This window comes from Mucilaginibacter sp. 22184, from assembly GCF_052045695.1.
GTDB lineage: Bacteria > Bacteroidota > Bacteroidia > Sphingobacteriales > Sphingobacteriaceae > Mucilaginibacter.
In genome coordinates this window covers 454,644-477,732 of the sequence record NZ_JBQEPI010000006.1, presented here as the reverse complement: position 1 = coordinate 477,732, position 23,089 = coordinate 454,644, and the positions used below count along the sequence as shown (strand labels likewise).

14 protein-coding genes are annotated in these 23,089 nt (G+C 43.5%); 9 read left to right on the top strand and 5 right to left on the bottom strand.

Features of this window, described 5'->3' with window-relative positions:
- Positions 1 to 69: 69 nt before the first annotated feature.
- Positions 70 to 1,869 (bottom strand): right-handed parallel beta-helix repeat-containing protein, encoded by a 1,800-nt coding sequence (locus ACTJKG_RS15835; RefSeq protein ID WP_440739790.1) that lies wholly within the window; start codon positions 1,867 to 1,869, stop codon positions 70 to 72.
- Between the two features lie 130 nt (positions 1,870 to 1,999).
- Here ACTJKG_RS15835 and ACTJKG_RS15830 point away from each other — a divergent pair, with 130 nt between their 5' ends.
- Positions 2,000 to 3,109, top strand: coding sequence for a hypothetical protein (locus tag ACTJKG_RS15830; RefSeq protein WP_440739789.1), 1,110 nt, complete (start codon positions 2,000 to 2,002; stop codon positions 3,107 to 3,109).
- 71 nt (positions 3,110 to 3,180) lie between these two features.
- On the opposite strand, the gene ACTJKG_RS15825 is transcribed toward ACTJKG_RS15830, so the two are convergent.
- A complete protein-coding gene (locus tag ACTJKG_RS15825) occupies positions 3,181 to 5,145 on the bottom strand; it encodes a M1 family metallopeptidase (protein ID WP_440739788.1) in 1,965 nt (654 codons plus the stop codon).
- A 300-nt stretch (positions 5,146 to 5,445) separates the two neighbouring features.
- The gene (locus tag ACTJKG_RS15820; RefSeq protein WP_440739787.1) at positions 5,446 to 7,071 is read right to left on the bottom strand and encodes a sensor histidine kinase; all 1,626 of its coding nucleotides are present in this window, start codon (positions 7,069 to 7,071) and stop codon (positions 5,446 to 5,448) included.
- 260 nt (positions 7,072 to 7,331) lie between these two features.
- Between ACTJKG_RS15820 and ACTJKG_RS15815 the strand changes: the two genes are divergently transcribed.
- On the top strand, positions 7,332 to 9,344 hold the full coding sequence (locus ACTJKG_RS15815) for a thioredoxin domain-containing protein (RefSeq protein WP_440739786.1): 2,013 nt from the start codon (positions 7,332 to 7,334) through the stop codon (positions 9,342 to 9,344).
- A gap of 25 nt (positions 9,345 to 9,369) precedes the next feature.
- Positions 9,370 to 9,867, top strand: a complete 498-nt coding sequence (locus tag ACTJKG_RS15810; protein WP_172336861.1) for an FKBP-type peptidyl-prolyl cis-trans isomerase — start codon at positions 9,370 to 9,372, stop codon at positions 9,865 to 9,867.
- A gap of 613 nt (positions 9,868 to 10,480) precedes the next feature.
- Here ACTJKG_RS15810 and ACTJKG_RS15805 read toward each other — a convergent pair.
- Positions 10,481 to 11,167 (bottom strand): hypothetical protein, encoded by a 687-nt coding sequence (locus ACTJKG_RS15805; protein WP_172336862.1) that lies wholly within the window; start codon positions 11,165 to 11,167, stop codon positions 10,481 to 10,483.
- A gap of 64 nt (positions 11,168 to 11,231) precedes the next feature.
- Positions 11,232 to 14,024 carry an outer membrane beta-barrel protein gene (locus tag ACTJKG_RS15800; RefSeq protein WP_440739785.1) on the bottom strand — a complete coding sequence of 931 codons (2,793 nt, stop codon included), beginning with the start codon at positions 14,022 to 14,024 and terminating at the stop codon, positions 11,232 to 11,234.
- A 135-nt stretch (positions 14,025 to 14,159) separates the two neighbouring features.
- On the opposite strand from ACTJKG_RS15800, the gene ACTJKG_RS15795 reads away from it, so the two are divergent.
- The 6 genes from ACTJKG_RS15795 to ACTJKG_RS15770 all read left to right on the top strand — a co-directional run bounded on the left by ACTJKG_RS15795 (position 14,160) and on the right by ACTJKG_RS15770 (position 22,956).
- Positions 14,160 to 14,729: an acyl-CoA thioesterase gene (locus tag ACTJKG_RS15795; RefSeq protein ID WP_440739784.1), complete on the top strand. Its 570-nt coding sequence runs from the start codon at positions 14,160 to 14,162 to the stop codon at positions 14,727 to 14,729.
- A 544-nt stretch (positions 14,730 to 15,273) separates the two neighbouring features.
- Positions 15,274 to 16,350 carry a fatty acid desaturase gene (locus ACTJKG_RS15790; RefSeq protein WP_172336865.1) on the top strand — a complete coding sequence of 359 codons (1,077 nt, stop codon included), beginning with the start codon at positions 15,274 to 15,276 and terminating at the stop codon, positions 16,348 to 16,350.
- Between the two features lie 196 nt (positions 16,351 to 16,546).
- Positions 16,547 to 18,055 (top strand): TolB family protein, encoded by a 1,509-nt coding sequence (locus ACTJKG_RS15785; protein ID WP_440739783.1) that lies wholly within the window; start codon positions 16,547 to 16,549, stop codon positions 18,053 to 18,055.
- Between the two features lie 252 nt (positions 18,056 to 18,307).
- Positions 18,308 to 19,222, top strand: coding sequence for a sugar phosphate isomerase/epimerase family protein (locus ACTJKG_RS15780; protein WP_440739782.1), 915 nt, complete (start codon positions 18,308 to 18,310; stop codon positions 19,220 to 19,222).
- A 594-nt stretch (positions 19,223 to 19,816) separates the two neighbouring features.
- Positions 19,817 to 21,496 (top strand): GMC oxidoreductase, encoded by a 1,680-nt coding sequence (locus tag ACTJKG_RS15775; RefSeq protein ID WP_172336868.1) that lies wholly within the window; start codon positions 19,817 to 19,819, stop codon positions 21,494 to 21,496.
- Positions 21,497 to 21,525: 29 nt separating this feature from the next.
- Positions 21,526 to 22,956, top strand: coding sequence for a Gfo/Idh/MocA family protein (locus ACTJKG_RS15770; RefSeq protein ID WP_172336869.1), 1,431 nt, complete (start codon positions 21,526 to 21,528; stop codon positions 22,954 to 22,956).
- Positions 22,957 to 23,089 lie beyond the last annotated feature (133 nt).

Below are 23,089 nucleotides of genomic sequence, written 5' to 3'. Positions count from 1 at the left end.
GTTGCAAACGAGCGCAAGTAGGGATGGTCGTCACTCGGCAGGAGCCGAGCGACTGTGAGAAACTACAGCCTAATTACCAATCCTATTCCCCGCCACCTTAACATCGGCACAATCTTTCAACTCCAGCGCTTTTTTGATATCAAAGGCCTTATCCGCTTTAATAGTATTGTTGTTAAACAGAATACCAGAAGTACTTTTTGCCGACAGTGCCTTTGTGCCTTGCAGATCAAAATGGTTATCGCTAATAACGATGTTTTGATGCACTGGGCCGTCCGACCTTGTATTTTCGGGGCAGATGATAATAGCCGGTTCGCCGCATTGGATAAACTGGTTATGGCGGATAACAAAATCTTTTACCATGCCCGATTCATACCAACTGGCAGCATCGTCGGCAATAGAGATACCACTCATGTGGGTATGCTGAAAAACGGTGTTCTCAATTACGGTTTTACGACGTGAGGTAACCAGGATCCCCCGTGTGGGTATGCGGGCTACGGTATCACGATGGATCCATACGTGGGGTGTCCAGGTGGTGTTTTCAATTACATCTGTCGGGCTGATAGATGTAGGTACGGGTTTTTTAAGCGTCAGCAGAAAATCTTTATCATTTACCTTTTGTACCTGTGTTATCACATTACTGCTGTACTCGCGCAGGGCTTCGGCATGGATAAAGGCGATGCTATCTCCTGGCGTAAAAGCATCAAAACCATAGGTTTGGTTATGCATAAAACGCACCAGCACCTGTTGAGGCTTTGGTATGTTGATCACCCGTAAATACGTGCCGTGTATGTTGATAGCATCATCATTAGCACCTGATAGGTAAGAATTGTTGATCTCGATATTGCCGCGACAGCCCGAAAAATGCAGGATATCGGCCCAGGCGGCACAGGTACGACCGGAGGCCGGATCGGGCCGTACGCTGATGTGGTCCATGCGTATGTTTTGACAAAACTGACTCACCACGCCCATGCCATGCATAAAATTGATATGTATGTTTTTAAGACTGATGTTTTTACTACGCTGCATAAATATGCCCGAGCAATTGCGGGTTACATCGCGGTTTTGGTATATCAATCCGGTTTTAAAGCCCGGGTTCTTTTTAAACCAGGCGCGCACCAGATTGGTACCGGTTTCGGCATAGCGGATGCTGTCAACTGCGATATCGGTGCGCTGCAGGTCGCCGGTTTGGGTATCCAGTACCTGCCAGAGCCAGAAAGGTTTGTGTTGCCAGCCTTCGCCCAGGAAGGTAAGCAGGCTATCCCGAATGCTGTATTTGGATTCGGGATGAATCCGGAGATCGGCAAAATGATCGCCTGTGTTTACAACCGTTAATTCTGATACGGTAGGGCGATAGTAATCATAAGTAAGGCCGTTGATACTGATGTTTTCGCTGTGGTCAAGACAGGTTTCGATCATTTTGCCCCGCATCAGCAGTTTAGCGCCAGGGCCTTTAATATCTACAAAACGGCAATTGTTTATATATAGGGCGATGTCTTTCATGCCGTCGGGTACATCATTGGTATTGGAGATATGAAACTGTTTTTTTAAAGCGCCATCCGGATAGAAATTATAAACCCCTGGTGCGAAATTGATAGTAATGTGCGCTTTGCTGGTGCCTTTGGCTTTGGGTATTAACGACTGATGAAAATCACCAGGAGCAAGGATGTTTACCCGGTCACCCGCTGAAAGAGTAAGCCGGTTGAGCGGGGCAAATGTTTTCCAGGCACGGCGGCTGTCCTTTCCTGTACTTTGGTCGTTACCGGTTTGGGGGTTAATGTACCAGGTAGTTTTACCTGCTTGCGCTGAAGCGGAATAACAAAATAGCAACAGAAAAACGGATAGTATCAGGAGAGGGAGGTGTTTTTTCATATCGGGCAGAAAAATATAAAAAATAGCGGCAGCGTTCATGATTATTTTTTGTTGTGCAACGCGCCGTAAAATTGTTTGTCATGTAGGACAGAAAAGTATCACTATCCTTTAAAATTAAATGACCTACAACATGAAACCTAAGCTCATTTTAGTATACCTCATCGCCTTGATATTCGGAATAAAGGCGGCAAAAGCGCAGGCTCCTTCTGATAACGACAGTGTTCGTTCCGATACGGCCTTTGTTCCGTTGATCACCAAACCTTTACCGAGCCCGTTTGAAGTGGAATACTCCGACACCAATCTGAAAAATAAGGTAGATAATGGCGAGGTGAAAGAAAAGATAAAAACTAACAGTAAGGTTTACTCTGCAGCCGGCAGTGACGAGTTAAAAATAGAGAACAGCTTTGGTGAAATATCTGTAAATACCTGGGACCGTAACGAATTTAAGGTAGATGTACAAATAAAAGTTTATGCTGATTTTGACGCCGATGCCGACAGGTTTTTGGATGTTATACAAATAAGCGACAGCAAAACGGCAGGACTGGTCTGGTTTAAAACAGTAATTGGCAATAACGGCAACCTGAGCCCTGAGTTATGGAAAGGCGAGGGGGAAAACCATATCAAAAAAATAGAGATCAATTATGTGGTTTACATGCCCACAAAAAATACACTGAGCATCAATAATAAATATGGTAACACCATACTGCCCGACCTGCCGGGAAAGGTTACCCTGCATAGTTTTTATGGTAGCTTGAAAGCAAAGAACTTGTTGAACCCACTGAATGAAATTAAAGTACGTTTCGGCGATGCTACGATCAGCAGCTTAACGGGTGGTAGTTTGCAAATAGCATATGGCAGTCTTAATTTATCAGAAAGCGATAAACTGAATGCCGATATCAGCTATGGTCCGGCAAAAATTGGAACGTTGCGTACTTCGGGAAATATCAAGGTTAAATATTGCAGTAAACTGCAGATTGCCGGTTTAGATAAAAACCTGAAAGTGTTGGATATCAACTCCTCATATTCCAATGTGAAATTAGGTATCAATAAAAGCGATAACGCTAATTTTGATATCACTACCTACTATGGTTTGTTTAATTACGATAAAGCCCACGCCAGTATATCTGGTAAAGCGCCTGGTACCGAGCCTCAAAAAAGCTATACCGGTCAGTTAGGTAAAGGCAGTCCCGATAAAACGATCACTATTCGCTCGAATTTTGGACATGTTGATTTTAATTAAGATAACAGAGATAAAAAAAGGCGATGAGTAAAACACCCATCGCCTTTTTAAAGTTTTCAAACTCAAACCCACTAATTTCCTTCGTACTTGTTATTTCTCAGGTCAACATCGGGTAGTTCATGTTCCGGGTCGATCACGATAGATTTGATGACTGATGTGGATGGATATTTGAATGTCCACTCACAACCACGCTGCCAGATGTTTACCGGCAGATGAAGCGTTTCGGTTTTACCGTTTGCCTGTACGATCTTGAGGTCAACAGGCATGGCCATTTTTTCTTTATTGGTGAGGATGATCATGGCACCGTTAGCCGCATCGTCATTTACATATTTAACCGAAGTAACGGCCTGGTCAAGCTTCCAGGTAGTAAAGAACCACGGTTTCCAGAACCAGTTCAGGTCTTCGCCGCTGGCATCATTCATGGCGCGGAAAAGATCATACGGTAGCGGGTGCTTAAAGGCCCAATGTTTCACATACTCGCGGAAAGCATAATCAAAACGCTGGGGACCTAATACCACATTGCGTAATATATCCAAACCTAAAGCGGTTTTATTATAGTACTGACCGTAATCATTTAAGCCAATGGCTTCCGGAGCGGTCATCAAAGGATCTTTGCTGTTGCGGTAGGAGGCCAGTATATTTTGGGCTTGTTTTGATGGATCTGCATATTCGCCATTGTTAAACTGCTGGCTCGCGTACTCATTGATAAAAGTGTTGAAACCTTCGTCCATCCACATGTATTTGCGTTCGTTGGAACCCACGATCATCGGGAACCAGTTATGACCTATCTCGTGCGTAACATCGCCCCAAAGTTGTCCTTTTTTAAAGTTGCTCAGGCAAAATATAGCGCCCGGGTACTCCATGCCCAAAGCTACACCGGATACGTTAACGGCTGAGTTCCATGGATATTCAAAATAAGCTTTGGAATAGATCTCCATGCTGTTTTTCAGATATTCGGTTGATCGCCCCCAGGCATCATTACCCGCGCTTTCAACCGGATAGGCCGACATGGCAATACCTTTACGACCCGAAGGGAAGTTAACCTGTGCGGCATCCCATATAAAGGCATTGGAAGCGCCCCAGGCTATATCGCGGGTGTTTTCCATTTTATAGTGCCAGGTTAGGCTACCTTTGAACGGACGGGTAGCGGCTTTGCCCACTTCACTGGCTTTAATGATCATTTCTGTTTTATCGCTGGTTTTGGCTTTGGCCAATCGGCTGAGCTGGGCGGGACTAAGTACTTCTTCCGGATTTTGCAGATCGCCTGAACCTACTACGATCATGTTGGCAGGAGCGGTGATGTAGTAATCAAAATCGCCATACTCGCAGTAAAACTCGCCCAGGCCCATGTAGGGTAGGGTGTTCCAGCCTTCTACATCGTCATACACGCACATGCGCGGGTACCATTGGGCAATCTCGTATACATAACCCTGCTTGAACTTTTTGCGACCCATGCGGTCGGCGCCATAAAAGGGGATGGCAAAATCATAATTGATCTTCACCTGTATCTTTTCGCCTTTGCCGTCAAGCGGGGTATTTAAACGCAATTGCATGCGGGCGTCGGTGATGATAGGGGTTACGGTATAAGTTTCGCCTTTGTAGGTTACGCTTACCGAACCGATATGATAACCGCCGCGGCTAAATCCACGAACATCAAAGCGATCGCCAGAAACAGGGGTGGTTGCCGCGCCGCGTGAGTCAGGGCGGAAAAGATTCTGGTCCAGTTGCAGCCACAGGTAATCCAATTTATCGGTACTGTTGTTGGTATAGGTAATGATTACTTCGCCGGTAATGGTGGTATCGCGACCTTCGTTTAATGTAGCTTTTATCTGGTAATCGGCACGGTTTTGCCAGTAATTGGCAGCCGGTTGTCCGCTGGCCGAGCGGGTGCCGCCGCTGGTAACGGGCCAGGTAATGGGGCCAAATACATCCTGGTGATTATATTTTGGAGTATCGGCAGTTTGCGCTGCCACGGGTATTGCACCGGCTAATAAGCCCATGGCGCATAAAAAGTCGATCAGTTTAAAATAGCGCATTTGAAATTTAATAATAAAGGCGCAAATAAAGTGAAATAATTTGTGAACTTGGTAATTTGATTGCTTAACCGATTGCGTATAAGTGAATTTTGTGAGTGGGTAATGGTATTGTTACGGTTTAAATAAGAAACGCGTCATTGCGAGGCACGAAGCAACCTCTATGCTATACAGAGTGATCTACTAATCGGGGATTATTAATATTTTGTTTATTTTTAATTGGTATTAATGAGCTCCCTCCAGTCGGTTGTCTTCGTGCCTCGCAATGACGTGTGGAGAAAACTTTACATTAAAGCCTCTGTATTAATTCATGTTTATTGAACTTTCACTGAAGATTAATTTAAAAACAGTGCCATTACCGGGAGAACTCATCACTTCTATCCTTCCTCCCTGCGACTCTATTTGAGTTTTTACTAAAAATAAACCAACCCCATGAGCATCCTTTTGTTGGTGAAAGGTTTTATAAAGGCCAAATATTTTCCCCCCGTATAAATCAAGATCTATTCCCTGGCCGTTATCCCGGCACTCTAAAACCGTTTCATTTTGCTCATTCTTATATGTTTTTAATATAATGTGCGGATTTTTATTGGCCATTTTGTATTTAATGGCATTGGAGATCAGATTTAAAAGAATGCTTTCCAGATAGATCGGTGGAAAATTGACATAACTATCTTGAAGATACAATTCAACCTCGGTATTACTTGTTGTTAATTCTAAAGCAATAACGCCTAATACTTTTTTGATAAGCGCATCAAAATTGATAATTTCTGATTGGATTGTGTTTTCTTTTATTTTGATAGCTTCAGATAAATCATCAAGCGTTGCGTTTAATCCTTTGGATACATTATCTAATTTTTCAAAAAGTTCCGCATTTTCAGCATCCAGGCTTTCGGTGTCAACCAGGGATGTTACTAAGGAGATATTATTTGCATGGTTTCTGATGTTATGCGATAAAATATGTGTGAAGTTTTTAAGTTGCTGATTGCTTTGGGTAATTAAGCCGATTGATTTATGAAGTGCCATTTCGGTAGATTTATACTGATCAATATCGATAAAGACACCTCTCAGTTTTACTAATGCACCTTTTTCGTCATACAAGGGTTCGCCTATTGACCGTACCCATATGGTGTTTTTTTTAGCATTGATCATCAATAGCTCTACATCCCATTTTAAACCTTCGGCATAGGCCCTGTTTAAAGCGTCTTTTAATGTTTGCCGATAAGGCTCCGGAAAGTAACTCATCATGTCATTTTCATCTATGGCAAAGTCATAGGGGAGGCCATAAATGTCAAATACCATTTTTGACCAGGTAGTTTTATTCAGAATAACATCCAGTTCCCAGCCACCTACCCGGCCTATTCTGCCTGCTTCTGATAATAAAAATTCGCTTGCTGCCAGTTTTTCTTCTATAACGCGCCTTTTTTCGATCTCGGCCTCAAGTTCTGTAACACTTCTTAATGTAAACACTAAGGGAAGGATCTTATAAAGGGCATATACTGTAAAAATGGATACGATAGCAGTTATAAACCGAACTAAAGCACTTAAACGATAGGCTGGCCACCAGAATATAATAACATCCATCAGGTGCGTTAAACCACATAAAAGTATAAATGCTATAAACAGCCAGAACACCTTATTAAAAGGGAGGTCTTTCCTTTTGACAATAAGACGGATCAATAGAAAAGGTATGGCAAAATAAGCCGCCCAGATACTCGCATCAGATAAAATGTACAACCAGCCATGAAAATCAGTCCAGTTTCCGCAATGCCAGCGTGGGGGCCAATCATCGGTATTGAGTATTTTGCCGAAAAAATCTTTGATTTGATGAAAAGTTCCGGTATTTAAATGATCGGGTTTTTCTATAGCAGATGGGCAGGCTGTTGAATTGCAAACCGCATGGTTACTTGAGTTAGGGGTATTAGGAGCCATTACAAATGTGTTGTTTTGTCGATTTATGTCAATAGTTATAAAAAAAGAGGTCAACAAATATAAATTATTACGGGGTAGTGACTTGTGAAAAAATATGTGCCGTAATTAAAATGTGTCAATAGTTTTTGAAATAACTACTTTTTGCAATAAAAAGAATAATTATTCACCTTTTATACGGGATATACCCTTTGAAGTTACTATGGATGGCTTTATAGGTACATTTAATATCCGCATCTTTGCTATCAAATAATACATCTGTTATGAATCGCCTGGCTAATTCTTCGTCACCATATTTATTACAACATGCCAACAACCCGGTAAACTGGTATCCTTGGGGTAAAGAGGCCCTGGATAAGGCTAAAGCCGAAAATAAGCTCATCCTGGTGAGTATCGGCTACTCGGCCTGCCACTGGTGCCATGTAATGGAGCACGAAAGTTTTGAGGACGAAGCTGTGGCTGCCGTGATGAATGAATATTTTGTTTGTATTAAGGTGGACAGGGAAGAGCGCCCCGATGTCGACCAGATCTATATGAGTGCCGTACAGCTCATGAGCGGCCGGGGAGGCTGGCCGCTGAACTGTATCTGCCTGCCCGATCAACGCCCTATTTACGGCGGTACTTACTTCCGCAAAAACGATTGGACATCCTTACTATTTAACCTGGCCGATTTTTATAAACAAAAGCCCGAAGAGGCCGAGGAATACGCTGTGCGCCTCACCGAAGGCATCCAAAACTATGAATCGGTACAATTTGTAGCGGAGCAACCTGAATATACTAAGGCTGATCTTGAATTGATCGGCGATAACTGGAAACGTTATTTTGACCAGTACGAAGGAGGCACCGGCAACGCACCCAAATTCCCCATGCCGAATAACTGGCTGCTGCTGATGCGTTATGCCCACCTGATGAAGGACGAGGAGGTAGCCGCCCAGGTAAAGCTTACGCTACATAAAATGGCCTTCGGCGGTATTTATGATCATATAGGCGGCGGTTTTGCCCGCTACTCGGTTGATGGTCGCTGGCACGTACCCCATTTCGAAAAAATGCTGTATGATAATGCCCAGCTCATCAGCCTGTATGCCGAAGCATATACCTGGAGTCCGGATGCGCTTTATGAACAGGTAGTAGACGAGATCATTGCCTTTTCTACCCGCGAACTGGCATCGCCGGAGTCGGGTTTTTACTCGGCCCTGGATGCTGATAGCGAGGGTGTAGAGGGTAAGTTTTACATTTTTACCCAAAAGGAAATTGAAGAGATCCTCGGTGAAGATGATGCTGAACTCTTCTGTATTTACTACCATATTACCGATGATGGCAATTGGGAAGAGGAACATTCCAACGTATTGTTCCGCCGGGAAAGTGATGAAGACCTGGCCGAAAAATTAGGCTTAGGGGTGGATGATCTGTTGCTGCAGATCAAAGCTTCGCGTAAAAAAGTGTTTGAAGTTCGCCGTCACCGCGTAAGACCGGGACTGGATAATAAAATCCTGGCTTCCTGGAACGGGCTCCTGTTAAAAGGACTGTGTCAGGCTTACCGGGCGTTTAACAATCCTAAATACCTGGAGCTGGCTTTACAGAATGCCGGGTTTATCTCCGCTAATTTGATAAGTCAAAATAGCAGGATATCAAGAGTTTATAATGTCAATACGACAGGCGAGGCTTCAGTAGCGTTTTTGGATGATTATGCCAATATCATCGATGGGTTCATCGCCTTATACGAAGTTACTTTTGATGAACAGTGGTTACAGCAGGCAAAAAAACTGACCGACGCCGCTATAGAGCATTATTATGATGAAATAAACGGCATCTTTTTTTATACTGCCGATGATGACGAGCAGTTGATAGCCCGTAAATCGGAGATCATGGACGGGGTAACGCCGGCCAGTAATTCGGCCATGGCCATCAACCTGAAAAAGTTAGGCTTGCTTTTTGATAACGAAAGCTATGCAGCGGTTTCGGCGCAGCTGTTACGCAACATTATGCCGCAACTGGCTAAATATGGTACAGCCTATTCAAACTGGACCCTATTATTGCTGGATGAAGTGTTTGGTATTTATGAGGTGGCGATAACAGGCAACGAAGCTGAAACTGTGCGAAAGGAAATCGAAAATAATTACATCCCGAACAAAATAATCTTGGGAGGTAAAAAAGGAAGTTTACCTTTGTTGCAGGATAAGTTTGGTCAATCAACACAAATTTTTGTTTGTAAAGATAAAACCTGCGGATTACCTGCCAATAATACGGCCGATGCTTTAAAACAAATTGAGGCCTGATTGCTTATTTAAAAAATACTTTACAATGAAGATTGAACCACAACACGTAGTATCATTAACTTACGATTTGTATGTTGACCGCGACGGAGCCGAAGTTTTAGCTGAAAGCGCCACGCAAGAACAACCATTAACCTTTTTATTCGGCGCTGGCCAGATGCTGCCTAAATTTGAAGAAAACCTGAGCACGCTGTCAACCGGTGATGCTTATGAGTTTCGTCTGTCTGCAGCTGATGCTTATGGCGAATATGATCAGGAAGCTGTAGCTAACCTGCCTAAAGAAATGTTCCAGGGTCAGGAAATTCCTGAGATCGGCAGCATTTTGCCTTTACAGGATAACCAGGGAAACCGTTTCCAGGCGCAGGTAGTATCGGTAGCAGAAGATGCTGTTATTGTTGACCTTAACCATCCGATGGCTGGCCAGGAACTGCATTTTAAAGGTAACATCCTGAATGTACGTCCGGCTACTCCGGAAGAATTATCACACGGCCATGCACATGGTCCGGATGGTCATCACGCTCACTAATTTTATTGATATAAAATAGATAAGAAAACGCCGGGTTTATGCCCGGCGTTTTTTTAAATATGTCATTGCGAGCGCAGCGTGGCAATCGCATACTTTACAGAGCTGCTCAGCCAGGCGTATACCCGCTCTTGGCCGCGCGGGAGGGCCAGTTACTTTGTAGCCACAAAGTAACCGAAGGGCTTTCAGGAGAAATGCTTCTTTACGCACAATGCCTTTGTCCTGCAAATCAGTCAGAACCACGGGCTGCAATTATTTTGCCCAACTTTGTTCCCACAACCCTAGGCTTCAGCAAAAACTTGCTATGCCCCTGCAGCCGCACAGGCCACCATTGTTCTGCCCGCTTTCGCCCGAAGCTGTTCTGCTGACCGAACGGAAAGAAAGAAAACTGTATTTTGTACAACTCCTTTGTCATGCTGAACGGAGTGAAGCATCTATTATGCGATATGCCTGCTTACGAGTAGATCCTTCGTTCCTCGGGATGACAAATTTTTTAAGTAAAATTAACTCGTAAAAAATCCTAAAAACGGCGTAGCCCTCAACGGAGTTAATCATGGTTCAGACAACTTTCGAAGCTTAATCACCAATTCACTTAATCAATAATTCACTAATTGCCTTAAATTTCCAGTCCTCCGTCATTATCAATATAACACCTCATCATGATGCGGCAGCCTATGGGTTCGCCGTTTAGGGTGGCGGGAATAAATATCTTGTCTTCTTCGTTGGGCATATCGGTACGCAGGTTAAATACTCTATGGTAATTAAGCCCGCTGAATAAGTGTACCTTAAAATCGGCCAGTCGACCGCCCGGGCTTACGAGCAATTCAATAACCGCATAAGATGCATTACGACTGATGCCCATGAGTTCGTTTGGGAGTTTAAATACTTTAAGATAGGGCAAATAGCCAAAATAACGCCCCCCTGCTTTAATAGGTTTGGTTGTACGGTCGGAGTCGGTTAGTACCTTATCTACAAAATACCTAAGGTTTGAGGTGGTGTCTTCAACGGCCTCAAATTGTAATGACTTTTTAGTGTAGTCGTAATTTTGAAGCAGGTGGCCCTGTGGATCATAAAAATGCCATACACCAACCTTTTTGTCTTTATCAAAATTACCGCTGGCCACGGCAATATCTTTTTCGGTAAGGGCCTGGTATAAACCCTGTCGTGTGCTTTTATCGCTTTTAAGTACCGATATCCGTTCGGTTATCTGATCGGTAAGACGGTGTTTGCGTACCACGGTTTCCTGTGTAAAACCGGTAGTAAAATAAAAAAACAGGATGGTAAATAAGGTTATAATTTTCAACGCAGTTCAATTTTGGTAAATATAAAACAGGTTTCACGTAATGTCAAAAGCGCTGCCGTATAAATTAGCCTCGTCCACCTCCACCTCTGCGCCCACCGCCGCCTCCACCACCATTCCGGCGTCCACCACCACCACCAGAAGGACGACTACCTTTAAATTTTTGCAAACGCAGGGTAAATGAAAGCATAAAATACCTGCCCAGCCGGTTGGTGCGCGTATCAATGATCTGGTTGCCGGATACCGTGCGGCTTACGCCTTTGTTTTCGTCGAAAATATCAAAGGCCTGGAAACGTATGGAGGCGATGTGTTTGGCCAGGAACTGGTATTCAACATAACTGCTCAGCAGGGTAGGGTTGGCCTTTATCGTACTGCTAAAGCCATGGTTAATGGTTTGGGTAAGGTTATAACCCAGCACCCAGCTGTAAAAGAAATAGTTGCGGCCATCAAGCCCCAGCGTCCACGTGCTGGCATCGGTATTTAAGGATGATGGCAGGCTGTAGCGGGTGGTATTGACGCTGTAATTGCCACTTACCTCGGTATCCATAATGCTATCGATATCTACCCTCAGTTTCAGTCCCTGGTTCCAAACCCAGTTTTTACCCATGTTGCGCTGATTTTCGATAAAGGATACGTTGTTGTTATAACCTGCGCCGCCGTTTAATGATACGGTGAACTTGCGTTGGGCAAACGGTTTGGAGAAAGAGTAATTGCCGTTGATGTTATACAAACCATTGGTATTCAGGTAACGGGTTTCCTGGATCGTATTATTACGCTGATTGGGGTCGGTGCCCGTGCTTGTGCCGCTTGCAATAGATACCGGTGAAGTGTTGGTTACGATAGCGTTCTGCGTTTCGGAGAACGACAGGTTGGTGAACAGCGAATTACCGCTGGTAAGATCAAACTGATTATAGCGCAGGTTGATGTTATTGGTAAATGAAGGTTTCAGATCGGGGTTGCCATACACCCGGTTCTGCGGGTTTGAATAATCGGGCTGAATCTGTAACTGCGTAAACGAAGGCTGACTATTGGAACCACTGTAATTGATGGTGAAAGAATGGTTGCGCGAAAAATTATAAATGAACCTGGCCGTTGGTATCACATTAAAGGTATTGGTGGTGGTGCGAAAGTTGTGCGATTCACCTTCCAGCGTTGATGGCTGCACCGCCATACCTATGGTGTAATTATATTTGGCGCCTATGCCCCGGATGTTTAAACCAAAGCGATTGGTGATAAACTGGTAATTGTAAATAGTACTGAGTGAATCGACAAAAGTTTGGCTACCCGTTGCCGGATCAACCCGGTAATTGTAGCGGTTATTATCGGTATTGGAATAGCTGTAACCATAGTTGGCCTCCAGGTAAGTGGTTTTGCCGATGGGTTCGATATAAGATAAATGTACGTTTGCCCGCCGCGAGTTATTATTGCTGTTGATTTGCTGGAAAAGCGGGGTCACGATGGTATCCTGCCGGGTAGTGTACTGATCATTTAATCCCTGATCGCTTTCTGACAAGCTCAGCCCGGCGCTCACGCTGAAGTTGCGCCCTTTTTTATGAAACTTATGATTGTACAATATATTGATGCCCCCGCTTTTGGAGGTAGAGTTGGTTAAAGCCAGTTCGTTACCAGTTACCAGTGTGCCATTGCGGCTATTGCTAAAGGTATCGGTGCTGATGGTGTTGGATATGCCGTATGAAAAACTGGGATTTACCTTGAGGTAATTGGAGGTATCGATCTTGTACTCCATATTAAAATCAAAGCGGTGGTTTACACCGTGATTCCTGTTGTCGCTGTTATCGTTGTTGATGAGTGTACCCGATTGAAATACGTTTTGCTGCACCGTAGTGCTGGTCTGATCGCGGTCTTTATCGGCAAAGCTGTAACTGCCGTAAACGGTGATTTTTTTACCCCAGTCGTCACGGTAATTGGTACCGACAGACCTGTTGGTGGTAATACCATTGGCCGTACTGATCTGCGAGCCACCGCCGCCGCCTCTGCCACCACCACCGCCGCCACCACCCAGGTTAAAGGAGTTGGTATTGGTGTTGTTGAGTGTGCCGATAAGGGCTATCTGCCGGGTATCCATGAACGTATTGGCCGATAGGCGCGCCTGGTATTTATCGTCATTACCTACACCTATGCTTCCCTGCCCAAAGTTGCCCCGGTTTTTGCTCTTCTGTATGGTAATATTCAGGATCTTGTCGGGGTCGCCGGTTTTAATACCGGTAAGGTTGGCCTGATCGCCGTAATCATCAATTACCTGTATTGCATCAACAATGTCAGCGGGCAGATTTTGGGTGGCGGTTTGCACATCGCCGGTAAAATAATCCTTACCGTTAACCCGTACTTTGGTTACCTGCTTGCCATGTGCCGTTACGTTACCGTCCTTATCCACAGTTACACCGGGTAGTTTTTTTAGCAGGTCTTCCACCGGCGACCCCTCACGTACTTTGTAGGCACTGGCTTTATATTCAACCGTGTCCTCCTTAATAGTAATGGGATTGGCCTCGGCAACCACATGCACCGTCTTTAAAAAGTTGGTTTGAACCTGAATTTTTATCGGATCGAGCTTAATAGGTTTGGTGTCATTATCCATTACATAACGGCGTATCAGGGTTTGATAGCCAATGCCGCTTACCGTTATTTTAAAATTTTTTGAGTTAACTGCCGGGAAGCTAAACGCACCGCCCACGCCGGTAGCCGCGGTAAGGCTATCTTTATCAGATATTAGCTTGATGTTAACACCGGGCACCGCGCCAACACTGTCTACAACGGTGCCGCTCACCTTGCGGCTTTGCTGCGCCAGGGTCTGCGTTATGCATAAAGAACAAAGGAGAATAAGTAGTAGGTGTTTGGTCATAGTGCAGGTTTAATGAATACAAAAGACCATAAAGATTTAATTAAGTTTAATATATTAAATGTGTGTAATACTATTGTTGCAGAAATTACCATTTTGATGCTTAAACTTGTAACGAACTTATAACAAAAACTACGCATGACAGCGCTCACCGATCAATCTGATTACAAAACGGTAAGTTTTTCTCAAACTACCATCACCGAACTGATGATACCTTCCTACTCCAATTTTGGGGGCAAGATACATGGGGGCATTTTGCTGTCGCTGATGGATAAGGTGGCTTATGTATGTGCCGCTAAACATGCCGGGAATTACTGCGTAACCGCCTCTATTGATACGGTGGATTTTTTGCAGCCGGTAGAAGTCGGCGAACTGGTATCCCTCATGGCATCGGTTAATTATGTGGGTAAAACTTCCCTGGTGGTGGGTATCCGCGTGGTATCGGAAAACATCAAGAATAATTCGGTAATGCACACCAATACCAGCTACTTTACCATGGTTGCTAAGGACGAGAACAACAAACCTGTAAAGGTACCCGGCCTGATATTGGAAAACCGCGAGCAGGTGAGGCGTTTTATCGAATCGCGCCGGCGCAAGGAGATCAAACAAAGCTATATGCAGGAAGTAGAACAGATCCAGATGCCCGATAATTACGAACATTGCATCGCCATGCTCATGGGCGAACGCTGCCTGGTAACAGGGGAATAGGGTTTTTAAAGTCAAAAGTCAAAAGTCAAAAGTCAAAAGTCAAAAGTCAAAAGTCAAAAGTCAAAAGTCAAAAGGCAAAAGGCAAAAGGCAAAAGGCAAAAGGCAAAAGGCAAAAGGCAAAAGGACATTATGTTAAGCAGGAAATCCTGGGAATCCCTAAATCATGTCAATCAAGGTTCAGACAAAATCAACGTAATCAAAAACATCAACGGTGACATTTATTTGACATTAGATGAAATAAAGTATCAGGTTCGGAGTTTAAACTATAGGTGTTAAGTTTAATACCTGTGCTCTGCAACAATTAACCTGCATTAAATGGAAGGACTTCACCGTCACTAATCAACACACACATTCGTTACCCCTACCTATTGTCAATCCTACTTACAACTCGAAGGAATACTCCGAAAAGGGTTTAAGTTTTAGCAGGGATTTGGCACAACATAATATATCTTTAGAAAATGACAATTCGGTGATATTATATCACTACATTGTGAGCGCTAACTATCCCCTTTAAACTATTTACTATTAATCCCCACAAAACTTAATGGCTTTTTTAAACACGGTACTTGAACCGCCTTCATACGGCTGGACGGATGAAAATGGTGACCTCTCCAAACCCTCTAACGGCAAAATTGTAAAAGAATTTTTTTCAAGACTCAACGTATTTAAGGACAAAAAAAACTGGCTCTCGTTTTTAAGCTGGTTCCTGGTATTGGCATTAGTGCCCTTTTTAGGTTTGTTTATATTTAAATATTTCAGCTTTACCGGTTTAATAGTGGCTTTTGTTTACAGCATGATCATCATGGGTACGCATGGCACCATTTGGCATCACCGGTATTGTACGCATAGTGCCTATACATTCAAAAATAAATTCTGGCGGTTTTTTACCCAAAATTTAACATTGAAGATCATCCCCGAAGAGATCTACGCGGTATCGCACCATGTACATCACGCGCTTTCAGATCAGCCCGGCGATCCGTACAATGCCCAGGGCGGTTTTATGTACTGTTTCCTGGCCGATGTAAACCACCAGCCCATTGCCCGTAACATGGGCGAGGCCTGTTATAAAAAATGCGTTAATCTCATGAAACATGTGGGCGTTATTCCTAACACCTACAAACAATATCAAAAATGGGGAACCATTGCTAATCCATACCGCACTATCTTGGGTATCATATTAAACTGGGGCTTTTGGTTTGTGGCATTTTACCTTTTGGGTGGTATGCCGCTGGCTTGCGCGGTTTTTGGTTCGGCAGGTATCTGGGCTGTTGGAGTACGTACTTTTAATTACGAAGGCCACGGCAAAGGCGAGGATAAACGCCGCGAAGGTATCGATCATAACCGCGAAGACATGTCTATCAATCAGCTATGGCCGGGTTATGTGGCCGGCGAATGGCATAATAACCACCACCTGTTCCCCAAAAGCGCCCGCTCTGGTTTTAAACCGCACCAGCTTGATCTGGCCTGGTGTTATATTAAATTTTTAAGTATGATAGGGGCAGTAAGTTCGTACCGCGATTCCAAAAAACAATTCCTGCTGGAGTACTGCACCGTGAAACCAGTTGCTGGGCCAATTGCCGAATATCCGCAAACGGTTAAATCTGTATTTATAGCCGAGTAATAATTAACCAATACGAAAAAAATTAAAAGGGAATGATAGCTTAGCTGTCATTCCCTTTTTTTGTTAAAAGCACACATATAAAATAAAGGCAGATAAGTAAAATATATGATATGAATAAAATAATGCTATACCATTTACAATTGGATTTTATAACTTAGTGAACCCAATTATATAGTGTAATATAAACACCTAATCCATGCGTAATAAAATACAGTTTTTGTTTTTTAGCCTGCTTTGTTTTATTATTCTTGTTAACCAAAAGGCAATTGCTCAGGCTTCCGCAATCGGGATATTTGACGGGCATACCGATGTAGGTCTGGTAAAACACCAGGGCAATGTGCAATACGATCCTAAATTGCAGCAGTATCACCTCGAAGGATCAGGCGCAAATATCTGGGCCACAAGCGATGCTTTTCATTTTGTGTGGAAACGCATAAAAGGCGATTTTATATTACGCACCAATGCCGCTTTTATAGGCAAAGGTGTTGAGGATCATCGCAAAATTGGACTGATGATACGCAGTACGCTCGATTCTAACTCCAAACATATCAACGCGGTTGTTCATGGCGATGGTTTAACATCCTTACAATACCGCAAAACGGTAGGGGGGATCACCGAAGAGAAAAAATCAACAATAACCGCTGCCAATGTGATACAACTGGAGCGGAAGGGTAATACCTATACCATGTCGGTAGCGCGCAAAGGCGATATGTTTGTAACCGAAGAAGTAAGCGATCTTGACCTGGGCGACGAAGTATACGTAGGCATATTCATCTGCTCGCACAATGCCAATGTTACCGAAAAGGCCATCTTTAATAATGTACGTATTGTAGTGCCTGCCCCGGCAACGCTTGTGGCATACAAACAATACCTGGGCAGCAGTATCGAATTGCTCGATCTGGCTACGCAAAACAGTACTGTCGTTTATCAATCCCCCAAATCATTACAGGCGCCAAACTGGATGCATGACGGGCAATCACTTATTTATAATAGCGAAGGCTCTTTGTATAAATTCAACCTTAAAACAAGGCAGCCTGTTGTGCTGAACACCGATCCGGCAAAAAATAACAATAACGATCACGTTTTATCTTTCGATGGAAAAATGCTGGCCATCAGTAGTGGAGATGGCGGGCCGTCCATTGGGTATACTGTGCCGGCTACGGGAGGTAGGGCCAAGAGGATATCTGCTGTAGGCGTTGGCGCGAGCTATATGCACGGCTGGTCGCCTGATGGAAAGTACATCGTTTTCTGCGGCGAACGTAATAGGGAATTTGATGTATACCGAATTCCTTCGGTTGGTGGCAAAGAAGTAAGGTTGACCAATAGTCCGGGTTTGGATGATGGTCCGGAGTATACACCCGATGGTAAATACATTTATTTTAATTCGGTACGCAGCGGACTGATGCAGGTTTGGCGTATGAAAGCCGATGGCAGCGAACAAACGCAGATCACCAGCGATGATTATAACAACTGGTTTCCGCATGTATCGCCCGATGGTAAGTGGATCTGCTACATCACCTTCCTCAAAAACGAGGTAGAACCCGGCGATCACCCTTTTTATAAACATGTATTCATCAGGGTGATGCCTGCAGGTGGTGGGCCTTCCAAAGTGGTGGCTTATTTGTATGGCGGACAGGGTACTATCAACACACCTTCGTGGTCGCCAGATAGTAAACACATTGCGTTTGTGAGTAACTCTCAATAAAGAGGCAAGAGATAAGAATCAAGAACCAGGAAAAGAATAGAATAATCAAGAAAAAAAGGCAAGAGATAAGAATCAAGAACCAGGAAAAAATTGAAGATTGAAAAATATGCGAAAATCACCTTTATGATGACAGAATGATAAATTGAATTAAATGCAATTAAAAAGAAAAATATGTAGTTATCTTGTCTCTTGATTATTGTTTTCTTGACTCTAATCAAATATCCCAATTATAACCTTAAATATATCATTTCCATGCAAACCTCCCGCAGATCATTTTTAAAAACAAGTGCAGTAGCCTTAGCTGGCGCAGCTTTATTACCCGATAGTTTACTAGCATCACAAAAACGCCTGCAACGTGTGGGTGTACAGTTGTACAGCGTACGCGATGCCATGAAGGTAGACCCAAAAGGAACGCTAAAAAAGCTGGCCGACGCCGGTTATCATCATGTAGAGCATGCCAACTATGTTGATCGTAAATTTTATGGTTTTACCCCCAAGGAATTTAAAAAGATACTTACCGATCTGGAACTTAAAATGCCAAGCGGCCATACGGTAATGACTGCCCAGCACTGGGACGATGCCAAAAACGATTTTACCGACGCCTGGAAATATACGGTAGAGGATGCCGCCACTGTTGGTCAGCGTTATGTAATCAGTCCATGGCTGGATGAAAGTCTGCGCCATGATACCGATAAATTAAAACGCTTTATGGAGCAGTTTAACAAAAGCGGCGAACTGTGCCAAAAGTCGGGGATGAAGTTTGGCTATCATAACCATAACTTTGAGATCAGCACCAAGGTAGGGGATATTACCCTGTATGATTTTATCATCCAGAATACCGATCCAAAACTGGTAGCTCAGCAAATGGATGTTGGCAATATGTTTAGCACCGGTGGTGTAGCGCTTGATTTTATTAATAAATATCCGGGTCGTTTTGAATCGCTGCATGTTAAGGACGAGATCAAAGTAGCACCAAGAGCCGATGGTGATGATACCGAAAGCACGATACTGGGTCAAGGGGTATTGCCGGTTAAAGAAATTGTAAAGGCGGCTAGCAAAAAAGGGGGCACGGTTCTGTTTATCATTGAGCAGGAAGCTTACCAGGGAAAAGACCCGGTTGATTGTGTAAAAATTGATTTACAAACCATGAAAAAATGGGGTTATTGATATTATTAAGGTAATTTCACCAAGGCAATAAATTTCCAGACCTACTCTTTTTTTAGTAGTGAAAATTATTAAGTTTGGAAATCTTTTATAGGCCCGACACCCCAGTTAAATAATAAAAAATGTTTGCATCAAATGGTCACTGACATATTTAACAAGGTTTTGCTAAAACAATTTACCAAAATATGTACAGGCGTATGGCTGCCAAAAAATGTAGCTTTTACAGTTTATGCAACCAAAATGCTGTTAATGAAGTAAAAAAAGAGGATATACAGGTGAAGATACAGCTTAAATTGTATTTATATTTTTTTGATCCTGTTTTTTTAAAACTTATTGATATATAATACTTTGTGTTTTTTAAATGTGTTTTTATTTTAAATTTTCGGTATACAAATAGGTAATATAATAGAGTGATTTTACTTTAGGCTTGTGGGAATATGAGTTCCTAAATGCCAGGCCAAAAAACTTAAATTGATAAACCGAATTAAATTATTTCAATGTGTAAAAAAAACACAATGACATATTGTAAAATAATTTTTATTCATACATTTAGCCGGATAACCAAGTATTAAACAATTTCATTTTAACCGAATAAATATGTCTGCAAACACTTATGACGCTATAGTCATTGGCTCAGGAATCTCAGGCGGGTGGGCTGCCAAGGAACTAACAGAAAAAGGTTTAAAAACCATTATGCTGGAGCGTGGTCGTAATATCGAGCACATTAAGGATTATGTGAACGCTAACAAAGCGCCGTGGGAATTCCCGCATCGTGGTGGGCGTACGCAAAAAATGATCGAAGATTACCCGGTATTACAGCGGGATTATCCGCTTAATGAAACCAACCTTGATTATTGGGCAAGTGATAAAGACAGTCCATATACCGAGGTTAAAAGATTTGACTGGTTCCGTGGTTATCACGTGGGCGGCCGTTCACTCATGTGGGGCAGGCAATCATACCGTTGGGCCGATGTTGATTTTGAAGCCAACCTGAAAGATGGTATCGCTGTGGATTGGCCTATCCGTTATAAAGATATCGCCCCGTGGTACAGCTATGCCGAAAAGTTTGCAGGTATATCTGGCAATAAAGATGGCCTGGCCATTTTACCGGATGGCGATTTTATGCCGCCCATGGAAATGAACGTGGTTGAAAAAGATGTAGCCAAACGTTTAAAAGAATATTATAAAGAAGAGCGGGCCATGATCATTGGTCGTACAGCCAATATCACCGTGCCACATAATAACCGTACTAATTGCCAGTACCGTAACAAATGTTGGTTGGGTTGTCCGTTTGGCGCTTATTTCAGTACACAATCGGCTACTTTGCCAGCGGCTATGGCTACGGGTAATTTAACCGTTCGGCCGTGGTCAATCGTAACCAAAATCTTGTATGATAAGGATACCAAAAAAGCCAAAGGTGTAGAGGTACTGGATGCCGAAACCAACAAAACCTATGAGTATTTTGCCAAAGTTGTGTTCCTGAATGCATCTACCATTAACTCTGCCTGGATCCTGATGAACTCGGCAAATGATGTTTGGGAAGGTGGTTTAGGCAGCAGCAGCGGCGAACTGGGTCATAACCTGATGGATCACCACTTAAATGTTAATGCCTGGGGCCATGTAGAGGGCTATGAGGATAAGTACTACTTCGGGCGCCGTGCAAACGGATTTTATATTCCCCGTTTTGCCAATCTGGGTAACGATAAACGCGATTTTATACGTGGTTTTGGTTACCAGGGTGGTGCAAGCCGCGAAGGATGGAGCCGTGACATTGCCGAACTGAGCATTGGCGGAGCCTTTAAAGATGCCTTAACCGAACCAGGCTCATGGTCTGTTGGTATGGGTGGTTTTGGCGAAACCCTGCCTTACCATGACAATAAGGTTTTCATCGATAAAACCAAAAAAGATAAATGGGGCCTTCCGGTTATCGCTATTGACGCGGAACTGAAAGACAACGAGAAAAAAATGCGTATCGCTATGGAAAGCGAAGGTAAAGCCATGCTGGAGGCCGCAGGTGTTAAAAATGTACAAACAAGCAGCAAAAACCCATACCTGGGCCGTGGTATTCATGAAATGGGAACCGCACGTATGGGCCGCGATCCAAAAACATCGGTACTGAACCAGTGGAACCAGGTTTGGGATGCCAAAAACGTATTTGTTACCGATGGTTCATTCATGACCTCGGCCGCATGCCAGAACCCATCACTTACTTATATGGCCATGACCGCCCGTGCAGCCAACTACGCGGTTGAGGCCTTAAAGAAAAACGAGATCTAATTAACCGGATATCCAAAATATACAAACCAATGACTGAAGAACAGGACAAAAGTACTCCCGACGCCTCCAGACGGGATTTCCTTAAAAAAGGCACATTAGCCGCGGCAAGTTTTATGATCGTTCCACGTTTTGTGTTGGGCGGCAAAGGCTTTACAGCACCCAGCGACAAACTGCTTATTGCCGGTGTAGGCGCAGGCGGTAAGGGCCAGAGTGATATTGCCAACTTTTACAAAAGCGGAAAAGCCGAGATCGCTTTTCTGTGCGATGTAGACGACAGAAGATCAGCAAATTCACGTGCTAAATTCCCTAAAGCCAAGTATTACAAAGATTGGCGCGAGATGTATGATAAAGAGTCGAAGCATTTCGACGCGGTATCAGTGTCTACACCAGATCATAACCACGCTTTAATTGCCTACCATGCTATGCAACTGGGCAAACACGTGTATGTTCAAAAACCATTAACGCATGATATCTGGGAAGCTCGTTTATTAACCGAGGCTGCCAAGAAATATAAAGTAGTAACCCAAATGGGTAACCAGGGATCATCAAATGATGGTACCCGTTTAATGTCGGAATGGTATGATGCCGACCTGATTGGTGATGTGCATACTATTTACTGCTGGACAAACCGTCCGGTATGGCCGCAGGGTATTGCCTGGCCTCAGCCGGCAAAAGAAATCCCGAAAGAACTGGATTGGAACCTGTGGTTGGGTACAGCGCCTAAAAAAGATTACGTAGATAAACTGGTGCCGTTTAACTGGCGCGGATGGTGGGATTACGGAACCGGCGCCCTGGGCGATATGGGCTGCCACTTGGTTGAAGCTCCGTTCCGCGTTTTGGGTTTACAATATGTAAAAGATGTACAAGCCAGCGTAGGCAGTGTGTATGTGGATGAGTTTAAACAAGGCCACTTCCCTGAAAGCTGTCCTCCATCAAGCCACATTACCTTAACTTTCCCTAAAACCGAGAAAACAAAAGGTGATGTTACCATGCACTGGATGGATGGCGGTATTACACCAGAAAGACCTATTGAATTAGAAGCCAATGAAAAATTTGGTGGCGAAGAAGGTAATGGTACATTATTTATCGGTACAAAAGGTAAAATGTATGCCAGCACTTATTCAGATGCGGCTACACTGTTACCGAAATCATTAACTGCAAGCGCCAACGCGCCTCAGAAATGGAAACGTGTACCGGGCGGTGCCGAAGGCCACTATGCGCAATGGGTTGAAGGTTGTTTAGCCGGATATGGTAAAACCGAACTGAGCTCATCATTTGATAAGGCTGGTCCGCTTACCGAGGCCTTGTTGATGGCTAATTTGGCTGTTCGTGGTCATGATCTCCAGGGCGGTCAGGTAAAACTGTTATGGGATAACAAAGCCATGAAAGTGACCAACTTTGACGCCGTGAACCAATACATCCAAAGGGATTATCCTGATGGATTTAAACTGAAAGCATAAATTAATTTTGAATTAGCGATTTAGTGAATTAGTGATTGGAAAAAGTAAATTTTACCGATCACTAATTTTATATTTAGGCTCACTAATTCAATATTAAAATTCACTAACTCACTAATTCAATAAATCAATAAAT